Source organism: Picosynechococcus sp. PCC 7002, from assembly GCF_963860125.1.
GTDB lineage: Bacteria > Cyanobacteriota > Cyanobacteriia > Cyanobacteriales > MRBY01 > MRBY01.
The window spans coordinates 2,010,459-2,027,410 of the sequence record NZ_CAWLFA010000001.1 but is presented as its reverse complement, the minus strand read 5'-3'; the positions used below and the strand labels follow the sequence as shown (position 1 = coordinate 2,027,410).

At 49.1% G+C, this 16,952-nt stretch carries 18 protein-coding genes; 8 read left to right on the top strand and 10 right to left on the bottom strand.

What is annotated here, in order from left to right; genetic code table 11:
- Positions 1-3: 3 nt before the first annotated feature.
- Together AACQ84_RS09880 and AACQ84_RS09875 are read right to left on the bottom strand one after the other, a co-directional pair.
- A complete protein-coding gene (locus AACQ84_RS09880; protein ID WP_012307556.1) occupies positions 4-600 on the bottom strand; it encodes a hypothetical protein in 597 nt (198 codons plus the stop codon).
- Positions 601-646: 46 nt separating this feature from the next.
- A complete protein-coding gene (locus tag AACQ84_RS09875; protein ID WP_012307555.1) occupies positions 647-1,060 on the bottom strand; it encodes a VOC family protein in 414 nt (137 codons plus the stop codon).
- Between the two features lie 137 nt (positions 1,061-1,197).
- Between AACQ84_RS09875 and AACQ84_RS09870 the strand changes: the two genes are divergently transcribed.
- Positions 1,198-2,091 (top strand): ChaN family lipoprotein, encoded by an 894-nt coding sequence (locus tag AACQ84_RS09870; RefSeq protein ID WP_012307554.1) that lies wholly within the window; start codon positions 1,198-1,200, stop codon positions 2,089-2,091.
- Here the strand turns inward: AACQ84_RS09870 and AACQ84_RS09865 are convergent.
- The 3 genes from AACQ84_RS09865 to AACQ84_RS09855 form a co-directional block, all read right to left on the bottom strand.
- Positions 2,088-2,411: a translation initiation factor gene (locus AACQ84_RS09865; RefSeq protein WP_012307553.1), complete on the bottom strand. Its 324-nt coding sequence runs from the start codon at positions 2,409-2,411 to the stop codon at positions 2,088-2,090. The genes AACQ84_RS09870 and AACQ84_RS09865 overlap by 4 nt on opposite strands.
- Positions 2,412-2,794: 383 nt before the next feature.
- The gene (gene psb34 / locus AACQ84_RS09860) at positions 2,795-3,022 is read right to left on the bottom strand and encodes a photosystem II assembly protein Psb34 (RefSeq protein WP_041443557.1); all 228 of its coding nucleotides are present in this window, start codon (positions 3,020-3,022) and stop codon (positions 2,795-2,797) included.
- A gap of 50 nt (positions 3,023-3,072) precedes the next feature.
- On the bottom strand, positions 3,073-3,864 hold the full coding sequence (locus AACQ84_RS09855) for an ABC transporter permease (RefSeq protein WP_012307550.1): 792 nt from the start codon (positions 3,862-3,864) through the stop codon (positions 3,073-3,075).
- A 134-nt stretch (positions 3,865-3,998) separates the two neighbouring features.
- Between AACQ84_RS09855 and AACQ84_RS09850 the strand changes: the two genes are divergently transcribed.
- A complete protein-coding gene (locus tag AACQ84_RS09850; protein WP_030006439.1) occupies positions 3,999-4,190 on the top strand; it encodes a hypothetical protein in 192 nt (63 codons plus the stop codon).
- On the opposite strand, the gene AACQ84_RS09845 is transcribed toward AACQ84_RS09850, so the two are convergent.
- Positions 4,165-6,681 (bottom strand): DNA gyrase/topoisomerase IV subunit A, encoded by a 2,517-nt coding sequence (locus AACQ84_RS09845; protein ID WP_041443556.1) that lies wholly within the window; start codon positions 6,679-6,681, stop codon positions 4,165-4,167. The genes AACQ84_RS09850 and AACQ84_RS09845 overlap by 26 nt on opposite strands.
- Positions 6,682-7,000: 319 nt before the next feature.
- On the opposite strand from AACQ84_RS09845, the gene AACQ84_RS09840 reads away from it, so the two are divergent.
- The gene (locus tag AACQ84_RS09840; RefSeq protein ID WP_012307547.1) at positions 7,001-7,396 is read left to right on the top strand and encodes a response regulator; all 396 of its coding nucleotides are present in this window, start codon (positions 7,001-7,003) and stop codon (positions 7,394-7,396) included.
- Between the two features lie 60 nt (positions 7,397-7,456).
- Here AACQ84_RS09840 and crtB read toward each other — a convergent pair whose 3' ends face one another.
- The 4 genes from crtB to AACQ84_RS09820 form a co-directional block, all read right to left on the bottom strand.
- Positions 7,457-8,398, bottom strand: a complete 942-nt coding sequence (gene crtB, locus AACQ84_RS09835) for a 15-cis-phytoene synthase CrtB (protein ID WP_012307546.1) — start codon at positions 8,396-8,398, stop codon at positions 7,457-7,459.
- Positions 8,399-8,534: 136 nt separating this feature from the next.
- Positions 8,535-9,950, bottom strand: coding sequence for a 15-cis-phytoene desaturase (pds, locus tag AACQ84_RS09830; RefSeq protein ID WP_012307545.1), 1,416 nt, complete (start codon positions 9,948-9,950; stop codon positions 8,535-8,537).
- A gap of 168 nt (positions 9,951-10,118) precedes the next feature.
- Entirely contained in the window at positions 10,119-10,991 is an 873-nt protein-coding gene (locus AACQ84_RS09825; protein ID WP_012307544.1) for a universal stress protein, read from the bottom strand.
- Between the two features lie 249 nt (positions 10,992-11,240).
- Positions 11,241-11,420, bottom strand: coding sequence for an NblA/ycf18 family protein (locus AACQ84_RS09820; RefSeq protein WP_012307543.1), 180 nt, complete (start codon positions 11,418-11,420; stop codon positions 11,241-11,243).
- A 258-nt stretch (positions 11,421-11,678) separates the two neighbouring features.
- On the opposite strand from AACQ84_RS09820, the gene AACQ84_RS09815 reads away from it, so the two are divergent.
- From AACQ84_RS09815 to AACQ84_RS09795, 5 genes are all read left to right on the top strand, one after another.
- Positions 11,679-12,539: a DUF72 domain-containing protein gene (locus AACQ84_RS09815; RefSeq protein WP_012307541.1), complete on the top strand. Its 861-nt coding sequence runs from the start codon at positions 11,679-11,681 to the stop codon at positions 12,537-12,539.
- Positions 12,540-13,004: 465 nt separating this feature from the next.
- Entirely contained in the window at positions 13,005-13,490 is a 486-nt protein-coding gene (locus tag AACQ84_RS09810) for an allophycocyanin subunit alpha (protein ID WP_012307540.1), read from the top strand.
- 83 nt (positions 13,491-13,573) lie between these two features.
- On the top strand, positions 13,574-14,059 hold the full coding sequence (gene apcB, locus AACQ84_RS09805) for an allophycocyanin subunit beta (protein ID WP_012307539.1): 486 nt from the start codon (positions 13,574-13,576) through the stop codon (positions 14,057-14,059).
- Between the two features lie 225 nt (positions 14,060-14,284).
- Positions 14,285-14,488 (top strand): phycobilisome linker polypeptide, encoded by a 204-nt coding sequence (locus AACQ84_RS09800; protein WP_012307538.1) that lies wholly within the window; start codon positions 14,285-14,287, stop codon positions 14,486-14,488.
- A 196-nt stretch (positions 14,489-14,684) separates the two neighbouring features.
- Positions 14,685-16,919, top strand: a complete 2,235-nt coding sequence (locus tag AACQ84_RS09795; RefSeq protein ID WP_012307536.1) for a PBP1A family penicillin-binding protein — start codon at positions 14,685-14,687, stop codon at positions 16,917-16,919.
- Positions 16,920-16,952: the final 33 nt, after the last annotated feature.

Genomic DNA, 16,952 nt, shown 5'->3' with positions numbered 1-16,952 from the left:
ATCTTAGCCCCGCCGCTGGAAGGGCTGTCCCCAGTAGCGCCAACATTCTTTATTAAACGGCGATCGCCACTTCAAGATTAAATCCCGTTCTAGAGCGAGCCGTTGGGAACGGTCTGTGGGGACTGACACATTAAACGCTAAATTAACAGCCACATTCAAGCCATACTGACGGTGCAAGCTGATGTAAGCATCAATATAGTCCTTGCAATCATGAACCCCTTTCCAGCGTTGCTTAATCGATAATTTTGTTTCCCCCACATAGAGCAGCAACGGCACCGCATGGTCGAGGACAAAGTAAATATTCGCTTGACCTTCCTGGAGGGGATCATAACGCTCCCGATAGAAATCCCAGGGCTTCGGCGGCAGGGTAAAGGGGTCAATTTTTTCGGCGTCCCAGTGGTCTGGCTTCGACTGGGTCTCAAAAAGTAAACTGGTTTGGCTTGCGGCTGGATTTTGACGAACCTTGTCCTGAAAGTTTTGCAGTCGTTGCTTCCATTGCAGGAGGCTTTCTTGGCCCATGGTAAGCCTGGGGGCGCGTTCGACGCGGTAAGGATTGGGGGCATCGGCCACAGAAAAAAGCTTGAGCTGTTCGTCGGTCATGGGCGAGAAAAAATTCACAGGCTCTCCAGTGTAGCAAAGGCAAATCCTAGGCCCGTGCTCCCTGATACCGGATAAATTCGAGGGGTAGCCCATCGGCATCGGCAAGGAACATCACCTCATAAATGCGATCGCCAATCATCTGCTGTTGGGGTTTTAGAAGAACCGTGATCGGTTCCGGGGCATTTTGTTGCAAATCGGCGAGCCAAGTGACTAAATCTGGCGTGATTTCCGTCAGGTCAAAGGATAAATGATAGTAGCCGACATAATGTTCATCACCAAAGGCATCGAGGGCGGGCTTCGGTTGGGGGATTTGGATGAGTTCCAAACGTCCAAGGGGGCCTTTAAGCCAACAGGCAAGGGTGTACCCTGTGGTGAACTGGGTTTCCATGGCAAAACCGAGCTGTCCGTAAAAGGCGATCGCCCGGTGGATATCGGCAGTGCGAATTGAAGCGTGGTGCATGGCTGACTGGTTTCAGTAGAGGACAGATCAATTTTCCCCCAGGGCTAAATCTGTCGCCAAAAATCCCCTGCGTTACCATAGCCATAGTTTTTTGCGTTCTCTTTGTTTTCTAAAAAAAGATTTGTGGGGAAAAGTTTATGGGAGCATGGCGCAGTGCTTGGGGTTGGCTGTTGTGGGGAAGCATCTTTTTCTATGGCTCCTTCGCCTATGCCGATGACAGTTTCGGCAATACCTTAGACGCAATCACTGTCAAAACCGCGCCCACAACCGACGCGAGGGCTGCCCTCGCCACCCTGAAAACAGCACAAGTCATTTACCTCGGTGAACACCACACCAGCGAGGCTGACCACATCGCCCAGTTAGAAATTATCAAAGCCCTCCACGACCATCATCCCCAGGTGGCGATCGCCATGGAAATGTTTCAACGGCCTTTCCAAGGGGTTTTAGATCAATACATTGCCGGGGAAATTAGCGAAGCTGACCTTGTCGCCCAAACGGAATATGAAACCCGTTGGGGTTTTGACTGGGAATTGTATGCGCCTATTCTTCGTTTTGCCCAGGAAAAACAGATTCCAGTGATCGCCCTCAATGCCCCCAATGAAGTGGTACGTCAGGTATCCTCAGTTGGTTTGGCTAGTTTAGAGGCGGCGGATTTTGAATATTTGCCTCCCCGCAGCGATTTAGACTTGAGCAATGAAAGTTATCAGGCGCTTCTCCAGGAGGCCTTTACGGGCCATGGTCAGCATGGCAACTTTGACTTTGACAATTTTTTCGCCGCCCAGGTGGTGTGGGATGAAACCATGGCCGAGGCGATCGCCAATTTTGCTCAACGCAACCCCAATACCCAAATTATTACCCTCGCGGGTCAAGGCCATGTCATTTATGGTTACGGCATTCCCGACCGGGTAAAACGTCGCCTCGGACAATACCTAAAACAGCAGACCGTATTGCTCAATCCAAGTCCAGATCTCACCCCGACGCCAGAGGTTGCCGATCTTTTCTGGTGGACGGAAGCGCCGACCATTCCCTAGCCACCGCTAATTTTCGCCTTGTAACCTTGGTCAAGGAGGAATGCGAGAATTGGCTGGCGCTGATCTCCCTGGATTTCTAGGGTATTGTCCTTGAGGGTGCCCCCGGAGCCACATTTATTTTTTAGCTGCTTTAAGAGTTTTTGTAACGTCTCTGGGGAATGTTGTAGTCCCGTAATTACAGTTACCGTCTTGCCTTTACGACCAGAACGGCTCGTTTGGATGCGGGGACTTTGTTGTTGGGGCGGCAGATCAACGATTTCCGGGGTCTCGTCTGGGACAGTGTTACCAAATTCTTGATAGACAACTTTTTTACGCGCCATCGTTCAAATTCAATCGATTGGGTGTACTTTTCCTTAGCTTACGGGTTTTATGGGATCTTGGATTACAAGCTACTTTTTTTGAAATTTTAAATGCCTACAAAAAAGAGCGACATAGCCGCCCTTGGTGAACTGAATTCCATCAATATCCTTGTGGTGGGCCAGGTACAGCCCGAGGAAACTTGACCAAAACTGCTTTCAGGAAAGAGAAAAATGGTGCGGTAAAACCCAATAAAGAATTGGGGTCAAAATTATAAACGCAACCGTAAAAATCCCAATAATCTCAACAGCAAGAAGTCCTTCATTCATGGCGATCGCCTCTTAAATGTGATTGATCCATCACATCTTTAGTGTAGCCTGACTTCCTTCGCGACCAGACCAGACCCCTAACCGGAGATCAGTACCGTGACACCGATGAGGGTCGCCACAAGTACGCCTCCTAGAACACCAATAACCAGCAAATTTTTTTGTTCTTTCGCTGTTTTTGCCTCTGCTTGGTACATTTTGGGCTCTTGGGCAAAATTATTCAGCTTACCGTCTTCATCTTCCATGTAGCGCATGGTGGCTCCTTCAAATTTGTCAATCTTTAAACCCCCTGGGGGTTCGATCATCATAGGAACCGGACTTTATAGCTATCAATAAAACTCAACAAAAGTTAAGCTTCCTACGCACCCATGCCGGAATAATGTTTCAAACCTTTACGCCAAAAGTAACGATTTAGGCCATAGAAAATCAAACTCCAGACGCCCATGACAATGAAGCCTTCGGTGAGACGCACCGGCAACCCCATCAAGATCGCCGAGGGAAAATACACCACATAGGGAAAAGGGGTCAGCAGGGCAATTTCCTTCATGAGGGGCGGAAAGGTTTCCAGGGGAGCGATATAGCCAGAGAGGAAAATATAAAACAAAAACCAAATTTGTTCGATGGCGCTGGCCCGTTCCACCCAAAAGGCCGCCATCGCAAAGGTGTATTGCAGGAGGAAACGCAGACCAAAGGCGATCGCCGCCGTAAGAATACAGAGCAGTACCTGGGTCAAGCTCGGTACCCAAAACGCCTGGGGATAAAGAGCAAAAAACAAGAGCACCAGGGCAATGCTAAAGGGCAGGCGAGCAAATCGTTCCGACACATGGCTCGCAAAATGTCGCCAAACGGGATCAATGGGTTGGAGTAGGGCAAAGGACAGTTTTCCCTGGAAGACTTCCTTTTCAAATTCCCAGATCACCCAGACGAGGGTCAGTTGGCGAATAAAAAAGACGGCGATAAAGTAGCGGGCAAATTCAATCGCAGACAGGGGCAACTCCACTTGGTTCGAGGCTTCTGTCCAGACCCCCAGCAGGATAATCGGTAGGGACGAGTTGAGCACCCAAAAAAATAGCTCGGCCCGATATTCCACCATGTAGGCGTAGTAGGTGGTGAATAAAACCTGTGCTTTTCGAAACGGCGATCGCACCATAATCTCCCAGAAAAAAGTCGTTTTTATCATAGGCTGAAAGTCTAACCCATGGCTGAGTTTTAGGCCGCGCAGAAAAATCTAGGCTATTTGTGTTATTGTCGAAAAAAGAAGTTCAGAAAATTACTATTAATCCGATGCGCATCAAAAGTTGGGAAAGTCCCCGGCGTCGGGGTCGTAACGACAAAGGCAAAGGCGGCGCGGCCCGTCAACGGCAACTAAAAAAACGCAATAAAATGCTCAAAAACAAGCTCAAAGGCAATGACCACGGAGGGGAAATTAATCCCCTCTTTTTTATGGCTTCTACGACCCACTCAGATAACAATTAACGAGGCGATCGCCACCGCTTAGTTTCACCAATTTTTGTCCGGGGCTATCCTTTTCGGTGAGGTTGAATTTACTGAAGGGCAACAGATCGAGGTTTTCTTGGGAATCTTTTACCAACAGGGATTCCTGTTGATCGGGAACGAAAAGTGTGAGGAGCAGATCGGTTTTTGATTCAAAGCGCATCACATGGTTGCCCATATCACCCCGTTTACCGAGCCGTAAGCTGCTGGCGGCTAATTTCTTGCCGTAGCCTTCCTCGGAGATTAAGTAAAGTTCGTTGTGCCGTTGGCAGGGAACACAGGCGACAATTTGCTCGTTAAAGCGGAGGCGCAGGGCTTGGTTCCCTTGGGAAGTTCTGCCCATCACGGGGATTTCGTGATCGTTGACGGGCAAATGTAAGACCCGCCCACTGCTGACGGCGATCGCCACCTGCTCACCCCCCTTCACGAAACAAGCGAATTTGAGGGTGTCCTTGTCCTTGAGCTTGATCAAACTCAAGCCGCGACTGGTGAAACTTTCGAGTTCGATCGCCGGGAGACGTTTAATTCGTCCTTGGGCTGTAAGTAAAAGTAAATCGTACTCTGCTAAATTATCGGGCAGTAAAAACTGAGTGATCGGCTGATGGTCATCCCGTAGGGCATGATCTGGTAATAAATCGATTAATTGGGGTTTATCCCGCTGTTCTTGGTAGGGTAAATCGGCGATCGCCACCGGAAAGGCTTTTCCTTGATCGGTGCAGACGATTAACTTTTTCTGCGTGCCGATCTGCGCCTTAAAAATGGTCGGTTCCTCATCCAATAGCCCCGCATCATCATTACCCCAGTACACGCCCCCCGACGCGGCGATCGCCACATGGGAGGTCTCCGTCAATTGCGGCAGGAGGGCAAGCACGGGTTCCTCCTTTTTGCGGGATTGGCGTTTTTTCTTCGGGGTCGCTGCGGGGGTGTCTGGCTCCGCCTCGACTGTGACAGGTTCCGGTTCAGGGGATGGCACATCCGGTAAACGGGTGCGACGCGGGTCGGCAAATTTCCGTTTTAAACTGCGCAATTCCCGCTTTAGTGCCTTGAGTAATTCGTGGCGATCGCTCAATAATTTATTTAACTTGGCGATCTCCGTCGCCAGTTCCGTAGACTCCTGTTCCAGTTTTTGCCGTTCCAAGCCCGTTAACCGTCGCATCGGCATCGCCAAGATCGCATCCGACTGACTCTCACTAAACCCCAATGCCGCCTGAAACTGCTGTTTTGCCGTCGTGCCATCCGCCGCATTCCGCAAAATCTCGATCACCGCATCCAAATTATTCAGCGCAAGCAATAACCCCTCCACCGAATGTTGCCGCGTTTCCTTCTGCTCTAACTCATACCGATATTGCCGAGTGACCGTTTCCTCCCGAAATTCAAGAAATTCCTGCAAAATCGCCTTTAATGACAACTGGCGCGGCTGATTATTCACCAACGACAGTAAAATTGCCCCAAAATTGGACTGCAACGCCGTTTTCTTATACAGCAACTTTAAAACCTTCTCCGGCTCCGCATCCCGCTTCAGTTCAATCACCACCCGCATCCCTTGGCGATCGCTCTCATCCCGAATATCCGAAATTCCCGAAATCTTGCCATCATTCACCAGATCCGCGATCTTTTCAATCCACGCCGCCTTATTCACCTGATAGGGCAGTTCCGTCACCACCAATGCATTCACATCCCGCTTCCGTTTCCGCCCCACCTGCAGCACTTCCAAATGGACAATGCCCCGCATCGGAATAATGCCCCGTCCCGTCCGGTAGGCGTCGCGCACCCCAGCGAGATCAACGATTTCTCCCCCTGTCGGAAAATCCGGCGCAGGAATAACTGCCCATAACTTCTCATCCTCAATTTCTGGATCATCAATCAAAGCGATCAACCCATCCACCACTTCCCCCAAATTGTGCGGCGGCATATTCGTTGCCATCCCCACCGCAATCCCCGAAGAACCATTCAACAGCAAGATCGGCAACTGTACCGGCAGCACCACTGGCTCCTGCTGCGACCCATCAAAATTATCCGTAAAATCAACAATATCCTCACTAATCTGCGCCAACATCGCCTCAAAACTCACGGGCGATAACCGCGTTTCCGTATACCGCATCGCCGCCGGCGGATCATTGTCAATCGAACCAAAATTCCCATGTCCCGCCAACAACGGATAGCGCGTTGAGAAATCCTGCACCAACCGCACCAACGCATCGTAAACGGACTGATCGCCGTGGGGGTGATACTTCCCCAACACATCCCCCACCACCCGCGCACATTTGCGGTAAGGGCGATCCGGACTTAAGCCCAACTCATACATCGCATACAAAATCCGCCGATGCACTGGTTTCAGACCATCCCGCACATCTGGCAATGCCCGTCCGACGATCACACTCATCGCATATTCCATATAGGACTGTTCCATTTCCACATGGAGCGCTGTCGGGATAATGTGACCGGACTGGAGCAGATCGAGTTGTTGTGCCATGAATTTATGCTGATTGGACAATAATGGGGAACGCTGTTTTCAAGGAATATACTGTTGATTCTTAAATCTTTACAAGCGTTTGCATCTTTTTCACCATAAAGGCATAGGGCTCTCTGTCGCAAAAAACATTGTTATGGATTCGCTTTGCTTTGGGTAGAAATAAGTTACGCGATGTCTTTAATTCAAGGGGGTAATAATCGAGGTGACAGAGATGATATATTGTGCTTCTGCTCAATGGCCCGCAAGACCCCAGTGATTACGCCATAGTGAATCCCAGAATTGATTGTTTGCAGTTGTCCCTAATCTCAAGAAAGTAGTTATGGCCACGATATTGATAGTTGAAGATGATCCGATTAATGTGCGTGTTTTCAGCACAATTTTGCAGAAACGGGGCCAGTTCGATGTGCTCTGCTCTGAGAATGTCGGGGAAATTATGGCCTTAACGTCAGCGGGAAAGGTTGATCTGGTGATGATGGATGTTTCCCTAACGGCCAGTCTCTATGAAGGGGAGTCAGTGGATGGAATTCGGATTACCCAAATGCTCAAAGCAGATCCCCAGACGAAGGAAATTCCAGTGATTTTAGTGACAGCCCACGCGATGCAAGGCGATCGCGAAACGTTCCTGAGTAAGAGCGGGGCTGAAGGGTATATTTCTAAGCCAGTGGTTGATTATGATGATTTTCTGCAACAGATTCATCGCCTAATCGGAGAGTAACAAATAAAACTTGGCGATCGCCTTTTTTTGCTTCAGGGAAAATCCGTTGACGTTAATGGTTTACAACACTTGCGATCGCAGTAGGGCAACGGGCAGATAAACCATTTTCTTAGCCGTCGGCACATAGGCGCGGCGGTTAAAAACATCGTAGTCATTTTTCTCGATGATATCGAGGATCCCTTGGTACAACATCAAGGCAGACCACACCGGCCAGCGGGCATCGGGATGGAGCGACCGAATTCCTCGCTCGGCAATTTGGTAGTAATGGCGGGCCCGCTTAATTTGAAATTTCATTAGCGATCGCCACCGCTCATCGATAACTCCCGCGAACAAGTCCTTTTCGGAATAGTTAAATAACGCTAAATCTTCTAGGGGCAGGTAAATGCGACCACGGCCCCGGTCTTCCCCCACATCCCGGAGAATGTTTGTTAGTTGATTCGCAATCCCCAGGGCGATCGCCTCTTCCGTCGGCATCTGAGACTGGCTTTGGCGATTCCAGGGGGCTGTATTCGTGCGATTTTCTAAACCCATGACCGCCCCGGACATCAGGCCCACAGTCCCAGCAACTCGGTAGCAATAGAGCTCTAGATCTTCAAATGTTTCATAGCGACTGCGATACAAATCCATGCGCTGCCCAGCAATCATGTCACGAAAGGGCTGGATATCAAGGGGAAAGCGATTCAAGCTATCCACCAAGGCCACATCTGGATCGGCAACCGGTTGCCCCGCAAATACAGATTCGAGATCCCGCTCCCATTGATCGAGGGTTTCTGGGGTAGTATTAACCGCTTCTGGCCCATCAACCAGTTCATCGGTGCGACGACACCAGACATAAATGGCCCAAATTGCCTCGCGTTTTTCCTTGGGCATGAGGAGGGTGCCTAGGTAAAACGTCTTAGAATACATCGCCGTAACAGTACGACAATATTCGTAGGCCTCTTCACGGGAGATGAAGGACGAGGCAGTGGGTGGGGAAGGTTGAAGTCTAGACAATTGCAGCATGCGTTGCGGGCGAAGTGTCTGGGGAGTCGTTTCCGGGCCTCCCCGTGGGCAAAAAAAGCCATAATGATTGTCGCATTGTACGAGTCAAATGGGAAATTAATCTTAATTTTGTCAAGAAGTCTCCCACAGACTGATTTTATGCGGCAACGGAAACAGTGGTGGCCTGGTCAGCAAGGGTGGTTTCAGCCGCTTTCGCAACAGCTTGGGCGGTGAGTTTCCCGGAGAGGACGGCCCCTTCCATACTGGCGAGATAGCGCTGCATTGTGTAGTCCCCAGTGAGGAAGAAGTTAGAGATGGGTGTTTCCTGGGAGGGACGGTGATCTTGGCGACCGGGGGTTGACTTGTAAACGGAGCGGGGAGTTTTCACCACATGGTACTTCAAAAGTTTGGCTTGATTATCACCCGTAAAGTCATCGGGGAAGAGTTGTTGCAATTCTTCCATGCTGGCGGCGATGATCTCCTCATCGGACTTGCTAATCCAGTCCTTTGCGGGGGCTAAGACCAGCTCTAACATGGATTTGTCGCTGTAGTAGCCACGGCAAGTGTTGCTCATGTCCGCATACACGCTTAATAAAGGCGATCGCGAAAAGAGGAGATGATCCACATCGGTTAATTTGCGATCAAACCACATGTGCAGATTGATGACCGGGACACCTTCGAGGCCATCCAGCTTCTGGAAAAAAGACATTTCTTTCCAAGGCTTGGGCAACATTACCTTGAGGGGATCGACGGGCATCGCTGACACATAGGCATCGGCGGTGAAAAATTCGTCTTCGGCCCCATTTAAACCGCGCAGGAGGAAGCCTTTTACAGAGCCATCATCGTTGAGTTGAATTTCTTTGAGAGGACGATTCAGATGGACTTCGCCGCCCCGTTCAGTGATGTAGTCCACGATGGGTTGACAGAGGCGTTCGGTGGGAGAGCCATCAAGGAAGGCCATTTTTGAGCCATTCTTTTCTTGGAGGAAGCGGTTCAGGGCGGTGAGCAGAATGGTGGCAGAAATTTCATCGGGGTTGATGAAGTTCAAGGCCTTGGACATGGCGATGAAAACTTCTTTCTCGACCCGCTCAGGAATTCCTTGTTTCTTCATCCATTCGGACCAGGAATATTGATCCATGTCTTCGACATATTTTTGGCCCTGTACCATCGCCGGAATTAAGCCGATGCCAAATTTGATTTTTTCTTCCCAGGTGAGCATGTCGTTGTTGCGGAGGATGGCAAACACACCGTTGATGGGGGCAGGCAGATCGGGGAAGTCGAACCGGGAATAGGTACCAGGAGCGTCGGGCTGGTTGAAGATCATCGTATGCTCTTTCCACTGCAGACGATCCTCGATGTCGAGTTCCTTAAAGAGCTGGAGCATATTAGGATAGGCTCCAAAAAAGATGTGTAAACCGGTTTCGTACCAGTCTCCATCTTCGTCTTGCCATGCGGCGACTTTGCCACCGAGAACGTCTCTTCTTTCGAGGACAATAGGAGTATGTCCTGCATCAACAAGGTATTTCGCACAGGATAATCCTGCTAATCCGGCTCCGGCGATCGCAACTCGCATGGTGAAGGGCTTCCTACTCTAACGAACGACAACTAAAAATTAGATGTTGTTCATTATACTTTGCAATTCGTTACATTTGAGTTTTTCTCCAGAAATCCCTTGATTTTCCACAAAATCTACGGTCTAAATTACGGCAAGGGCGATCGCCTTTACATACTTCTGAATCACCTACATCGGGAAAAATAGGGTCGGGAACCAACTGCGGTGTAACAAATCGCTGGCATAGCTGTGTACTGTAAGTTCAAGGAGTTGATTGCGGGGTTTGCTGGCGATGGCGATCGCACTAATATCTTCTTTGACGGCAATGTCGAGGGTTTCACTGAGGGGATTGCCAATTTTAACGGCGGTTTTGACCGTCAGTCCCAAGGCTTCTAGCTCTCCTTTAACCTTCGCGAGTTTTTCCTCGGCTTCCTTTTGGAGATATTCAATCTGAATGCGCTGGATACCAGAATTATCAAGGACGGACAACAAAAAACAATTGGCGATCGCCCCTTGGGGCGCATTTTTCGCAAAAGTCTTCACCTGTTCAATTAAATACTTCGCCTCATCACTGCCATTGTAGGGAAGCAGCAGATATCGCCACAGATGGCGGCAACGCAGCGCCAACTCCTCACAAGTATAGGTAGAGACAATCTGGGGCCGGAGGATCATGATCGGCTTTTTAAGAGACTTGATCAGACCCAGGCTCGTACTACCAAACATTTTTTCTTGGATTAAATTTTTGATGGGGGTGCCCACCAAAATGACATCACATTGATATTGCTCAAGGACTTGGGGAATATTATCGAGGGCATTCCCAGAAACAATTTCTACTTTGACATCTGCACCAGCCGGCACCTGGGTGAGGGCCTTGGAAAGATGGGCTTGGGCAGCGGCAACTTTTTCTTTGTCAATGCGGGGGATATTGCCTTCTGTCCAGAGGGGCACACTGTGGAAAAAAACAATCCGGGATAGTCCTCCCTGTACCAGATTTGCGATGCAGCCAGTGAGTCGATCTAAGCCATCGGAAAAATCTGTACAGACTAAGGCGCTATGAAACATGGCAATATCGCTAAAAACTGTGGGCTAAGAATCAAAATTTTCTTTACGGTAGCACTTCTCCCCGAAGAAGTTGAACTGTAAGTCAATAAATCGTTTGGAATTTTTTCTCTACCCCCACATCCCTAGCGTGATGCTGTTGTGATCAGGCTTGAGAAGGAGGCCAGTGAAAAATATTCACGTTCACCAGTGGATGCTCTTAATTGGAATAAACTTGACTATTAGTGCTGTTTCCAGCATTTGGACTATTCCCTAGAGTCCCCATTGGTGTTTGATCACTTCTTTGTACATATTCTCCCGTGAGAGCATTTGCTCATAAAGTTTTACGAGGTGCTCTAGGGCTTGCTCACGATTCATCTGTTGCACTTGGTTTTCGAAGGAACGGAGACTGAATTGTTGTTCTAATGAAAGTTCGTTATTTGTTGGAAACATAGTTATCTCCTGAACAGTTTTGACAATTAATACTGGGCTGAATTTCTACTGATGCAGAAATGCCCGGCTAACTATTACATATTGTAAACAATTATTGACAACTGTGTGATTGCGTCAATTCGTTTTTAGCGATTCTTCCCCCAAGAAGTTGCTCAAAGTGAACAAAGCAATGAGTAAAAATACTTGTTTGTCTGGATTTCTAGATAAAATCAGTAAAAATCAGGGACAGCCAAACTAGCAGTAGGGAGAAATGTCTTCGTGGTACAGGAATTTCGTTTGGGGTGTGCAGTCTGGGCCTACCGGGGTTGGTTAGGGGATTTTTACCCAAGGGGCAGTGCTGCGAAGGATTTTTTGAGGCTCTATGGCGATCGCCTCTATGCCGTAGAAGGAAATACGACGTTTTATGCGGTGCCATCCGCTGAAACCGTGACACGCTGGCGGGAACAAACGTCCCCCGAATTCCGCTTTTGCTTGAAATTTCCCCAGACCGTGACCCACCAAGGCCCGTTAATGGCTCAATTAGACCAGGCAAAGGCGTTTATCGACCGGGTTGCACCTTTAGGCGATCGCCTAGGCAGTATCTTTGCCCAGCTTCCCCCTTACTATTCCCCGAATTACTACGACGATCTACAAGCATTTCTACTCGCTTTAGCAGATTGCCCCATTACCCTAGGTGTGGAGGTACGCCACCTCGACTGGTTTCAAGCGCCCCACCGCGATCGCCTTGACATCCTGCTCGCTCACCACAGTGTGAGTAAAGTTCTATTAGATACCCGCCCCATTTACAATTGCCCCGATAACCCCCAGGCCCATTCCCAACGCCCCAAACCAGAAGTGCCGCTGATCCCAACAGTAACGAACCAGAAAGCCATTGTCCGTTTTATCAGCCATCCCAAACGTTCTTTAAATCAGCCCTACTTTGATCAGTGGTGTCAGCAGATTCAGCAATGGTATGCCGCTGGCCACTCCATCTATTTCTTCATGCACTGTCCCATCGAAGATCACTCCCCCGGTCATGCCCGCTATTTCCAAGAACAACTACAACAGGCCCAGATTCCAGTGCCGCCCCTCCCCTGGCAGGAGCTCACCCCCGAACCAGAACAACTCAGTCTTTTCTAAAAGCCATTAGCTTTCAGCATCTAACCCCCAATCCTGGCATTTCCATGCTCGTCAAAGTCTATTCCATGACAAAATTCGAGGTCTATTTTTCAGTAAACCTGCCAGCAACTGAGAAAAATACCAGCTCTAGTACCTCAGGACAGCACTCAACCCAAGATCCCCCTTAGCCCCTGTAGATGTTAAAAACTGTTACGAAACAACAAGGAGAGGTGACACAGTAACGCAAAATATTTGCGGATGGCTGTAGGAAAACCTAGGACAATGTCGGCTTATTTCTCTGATGAAACATTTAGGTAGTAATCCGGACGCTTAGGGGCTTCACACACCCACAATGTTGGTTTTAATTTGAGCAATATAAAGCAAATTAAAGAAAGCCACCATTCATTTGATAAAAAACCAGTTTAAACCTAAAATCTGGTAATTATTTACTTTATTTAGTCTCATATCTAGAGGAGGAATCCATAGATGAGTATTGTCACGAAATCCATCGTGAATGCCGACGCTGAAGCTCGTTACCTCAGCCCCGGTGAACTCGATCGCATCAAAGCTTTTGTTACTTCTGGTGAAAGCCGTCTTCGGATCGCTGAAACCCTGACTGGCTCCCGTGAGCGCATCATCAAATCTGCTGGTGATGCCCTCTTCCAGAAGCGCCCCGACGTTGTTTCTCCCGGCGGTAACGCTTACGGCGAAGAAATGACTGCAACTTGCCTCCGTGACATGGACTACTATCTCCGTCTAATCACCTACGGTGTCGTTGCTGGTGATGTAACTCCCATCGAAGAAATCGGTCTTGTTGGCGTTCGCGAAATGTACAAGTCCTTGGGCACTCCCGTTGATGCGGTTGCTCAGGCCGTTCGTGAAATGAAAGCTGTTGCGACTGGCATGATGTCTGGCGACGATGCAGCTGAAGCTGGTGCTTACTTTGACTATGTCATCGGAGCAATGGAGTAATCATAAAATTTGATTACTTTCTCCATAGTGGTTTTTACCCTCTGGAACTTCGTTAAGACCTACTAAGATAAGGAATTATAACAATGCAAGACGCAATTACTTCTGTAATCAACTCTGCTGACGTCCAAGGTAAGTACCTTGATGGCAGTGCAATGGATAAGCTCAAGGCTTATTTCACAACTGGTGCTCTCCGTGTCCGTGCTGCTAGCACCATCAGTGCTAACGCTGCAGCAATTGTAAAGGAAGCTGTTGCTAAGTCTCTCCTTTACTCCGATGTAACTCGTCCTGGTGGCAACATGTACACCACTCGTCGTTACGCTGCTTGTATTCGTGACCTCGACTACTACCTCCGCTATGCAACCTATGCAATGCTTGCTGGCGATCCTTCCATCCTCGATGAGCGTGTGCTCAACGGTTTGAAAGAAACCTACAACTCCCTCGGTGTACCCGTTGGTTCTACTGTTCAAGCAATCCAAGCAATGAAAGAAGTCACTGCTGGTCTTGTCGGTGCTGACGCTGGCCGTGAAATGGGTGTTTACTTCGACTACATCTGCTCTGGCTTAAGCTAATGCTTCGCATCTGTCGGATGCAAATGGTGTAGTAACCCAATTGAGTTCGGAGGTATGCGCTCACTGTCTAGCTCTTTATAAGCTTTTACTAGGTTTATCTGGGTACAAGTTTTGGGGATCTAGGATCTGGGTTGCGACTTCCGAACTTTGCTATATCAGCCTTGATAATAAAACTCTTTCAGATAAACGACTGGGCTCAAAAACGTTTAAGGAGATCATTAAGCTATGCGGATGTTTAAAATTACGGCCTGTGTACCAAGCCAAAGCCGAATTCGGACACAGCGTGAATTACAAAATACATACTTCACCAAGCTGGTTCCCTACGACAATTGGTTCCGTGAGCAACAACGCATCATGAAGATGGGCGGCAAGATTGTTAAGGTGCAACTGGCAACTGGTAAGCCCGGCACCAATACTGGTTTGACCTAAATACAAATCGTCAAGTGTCCATCTGTTTTTGGGTTTGACTTGGGGAGGTCGATTAACGGCCTCTTATTTTTTTGGCAAAATCTGGGGTCATTGGCAAAAATTTGGTTCACGAATGGGTAACGAAGTCTAAATTTCACGCCAAAATTGACTACCCTAGATCTTGTATTTTCAGTGTCTCTTTGTGGTGGTACTCGCGATGACCCAACAAAATCCCCAACCTCCAAAAACACAATTGGGACAGATGGTCACCCAAGCCTTCAACACGATGGTTCACTTTGGGCAGCATACCCTCAAGCCTGGTGCTCGCGTACCTGAGCTACACATTGAAGGCCAGACACAACCTTTTCCGTTGATTGGCGATCGCCACACAGGGGGCCGGAGTTCGAGCCAAGATATCACCATCCGCAACGAAACGGTGAGTGCCCAACATTTTTCACTTAGTAAAGATCCCGAAAATCCGCGCCATTACCTCATCCATGACGAACGCTCTTCTAATGGTATTTATGTCAATCGGCGTAAAGTTAAACATTTTCCCCTCCGCCATGGCGACGTGATTCATCTTGCGCCCCCCGAATTAGCCCAGGCCGCTTGTTTGACCTACCGTTATGAAATGCCGGTCTGGGTCAAAATTATTCGTTATGGTCTGTTAAGCGGTGGTGGTTTCGTCGGTTTCTTGACCTTGTTTTTGCTATGGCAATGGACAAAATATCCTTTAAATCCTCTTCCCTCCGGCGTTACAGGCCCTGTCGTGATTTTTTCCCGGGACGGAGAGACCGCGATTAATCCTGTTACTACCGATAGCCATCGAGAACTGCAGCGGCTCAAGGATTTTTCACCTTACCTAAAAAACGGGGTAATGGCTTCTGAGGATGCCCGTTTTTATTGGCACCCAGGCATTGATCCCATTGGGATTGCGCGGGCGATCAGGGTGGCCCTTTTACGGGGAAGCGCGACCCAAGGGGCAAGTACAATTACGCAACAGGTGGCCCGGAGTCTATTTCCAGAGGTGGGGCGAGAAAAAAGTGCCAGCCGTAAGTTACGGGAAATAATTGTCGCCTTGAAGATGGAAACTTTCTTCAGTAAAGATGAAATTTTGCTGCTGTATTTAAACAAGGTTTACCTGGGGGTGGGCCAATCGGGTTTTGAGGATGCGGCTCAGTTTTATTTTGATAAGTCGGCCCGAAACCTCGATTTGCTGGAATCTGCGACTTTGATCGCCATGTTGCCTGCCCCAAATGCCTTTAATCCCATTGTTGATCCGGATAAATCCCGCGAACAGCGCAATCTTGTGATTGACCGGATGCACAAGTTAGGGATGATCACCGATCAAGAACAACGTCAGGCAAAGTTGACGCCCATCGAAGAGCGTTTAAGTGAAGAAGCCCGCCGTTCGCTATCGAACAATGCCGCTCCTTATTTCTATGGCTATGTACAGCAGGAGTTGACGGAATTACTGGGGGAAGATGCCCTGAAAATGGGGAATCTCTACATCGAAACGGGGCTGGACATCACGATGCAACAGAAAGCGGCCTCGGCTCTCAAGGCCTCCATTGAGCAGGATGGCACCCAGGTCGGATTTTCCCAAGGGGCGATCGCCACCCTCGATAGCGACACGGGTGAAATTCTCGCCATGGTTGGCGGCAAAGATTATGCCGAAAGCCAATTTAATCGCGCCGTCCAGGCGAAACGACAACCGGGTTCAACCTTTAAAGTGTTTGGCTATGGTGCCGCCCTTGAACAAGGCATTTCCCCCTACACTGCCTTTTCCTGTGCGCCTCTCAATTGGCAAGGACAACAATACCGTGGTTGTGAGCGCACCAGCACCGCCAGTACCGATATGTTTCGCGGCATGGCCCAATCTGAAAATGCGATCGCCCTGCGCATTGCCCAGACAGTGGGGTTAGATGGCGTCATTAACTTTGCCCAACAATTAGGCGTAGACTCACAACTGAGACCCTCCCCTGGTTTGATTTTGGGAGAAAGTGAAGTCTCTGTTTTAGAAATGGCAGGGGCCTATGCGACCTTTGCCAACGACGGTACCTGGAATAAACCCCACGCCATCCGTCGGATTTTTGACAGCAGCGACTGTACTGGTGAAACCATTGATAGCTGTCATTTACTCTACGATTTCAGTAACCGCGCCGATCTCCACCGAGAACAGGTCATTTCCCGCGATACCGCCCGCACCATGACCAGTATGCTTCAGGGAGTGATTCAAGGGGGCACAGGCACCGCCGCCCGTCTGGGCCTTGATGAAGCCGGCAAAACAGGGACAACGAACAGTAATGTTGACCTGTGGTTTGTTGGCTATGTCCCCTCCCAAGATTTAGTAACGGCCATTTGGTTGGGAAACGACGATAATAGTCCAACCCGGGGCGGGAGCTCATACGCGGCTAAACTGTGGGGCGCTTATATGCGTGAGGCCTTTTAAAACCGCTTCCAATACGGAAATCTAACAACGCAC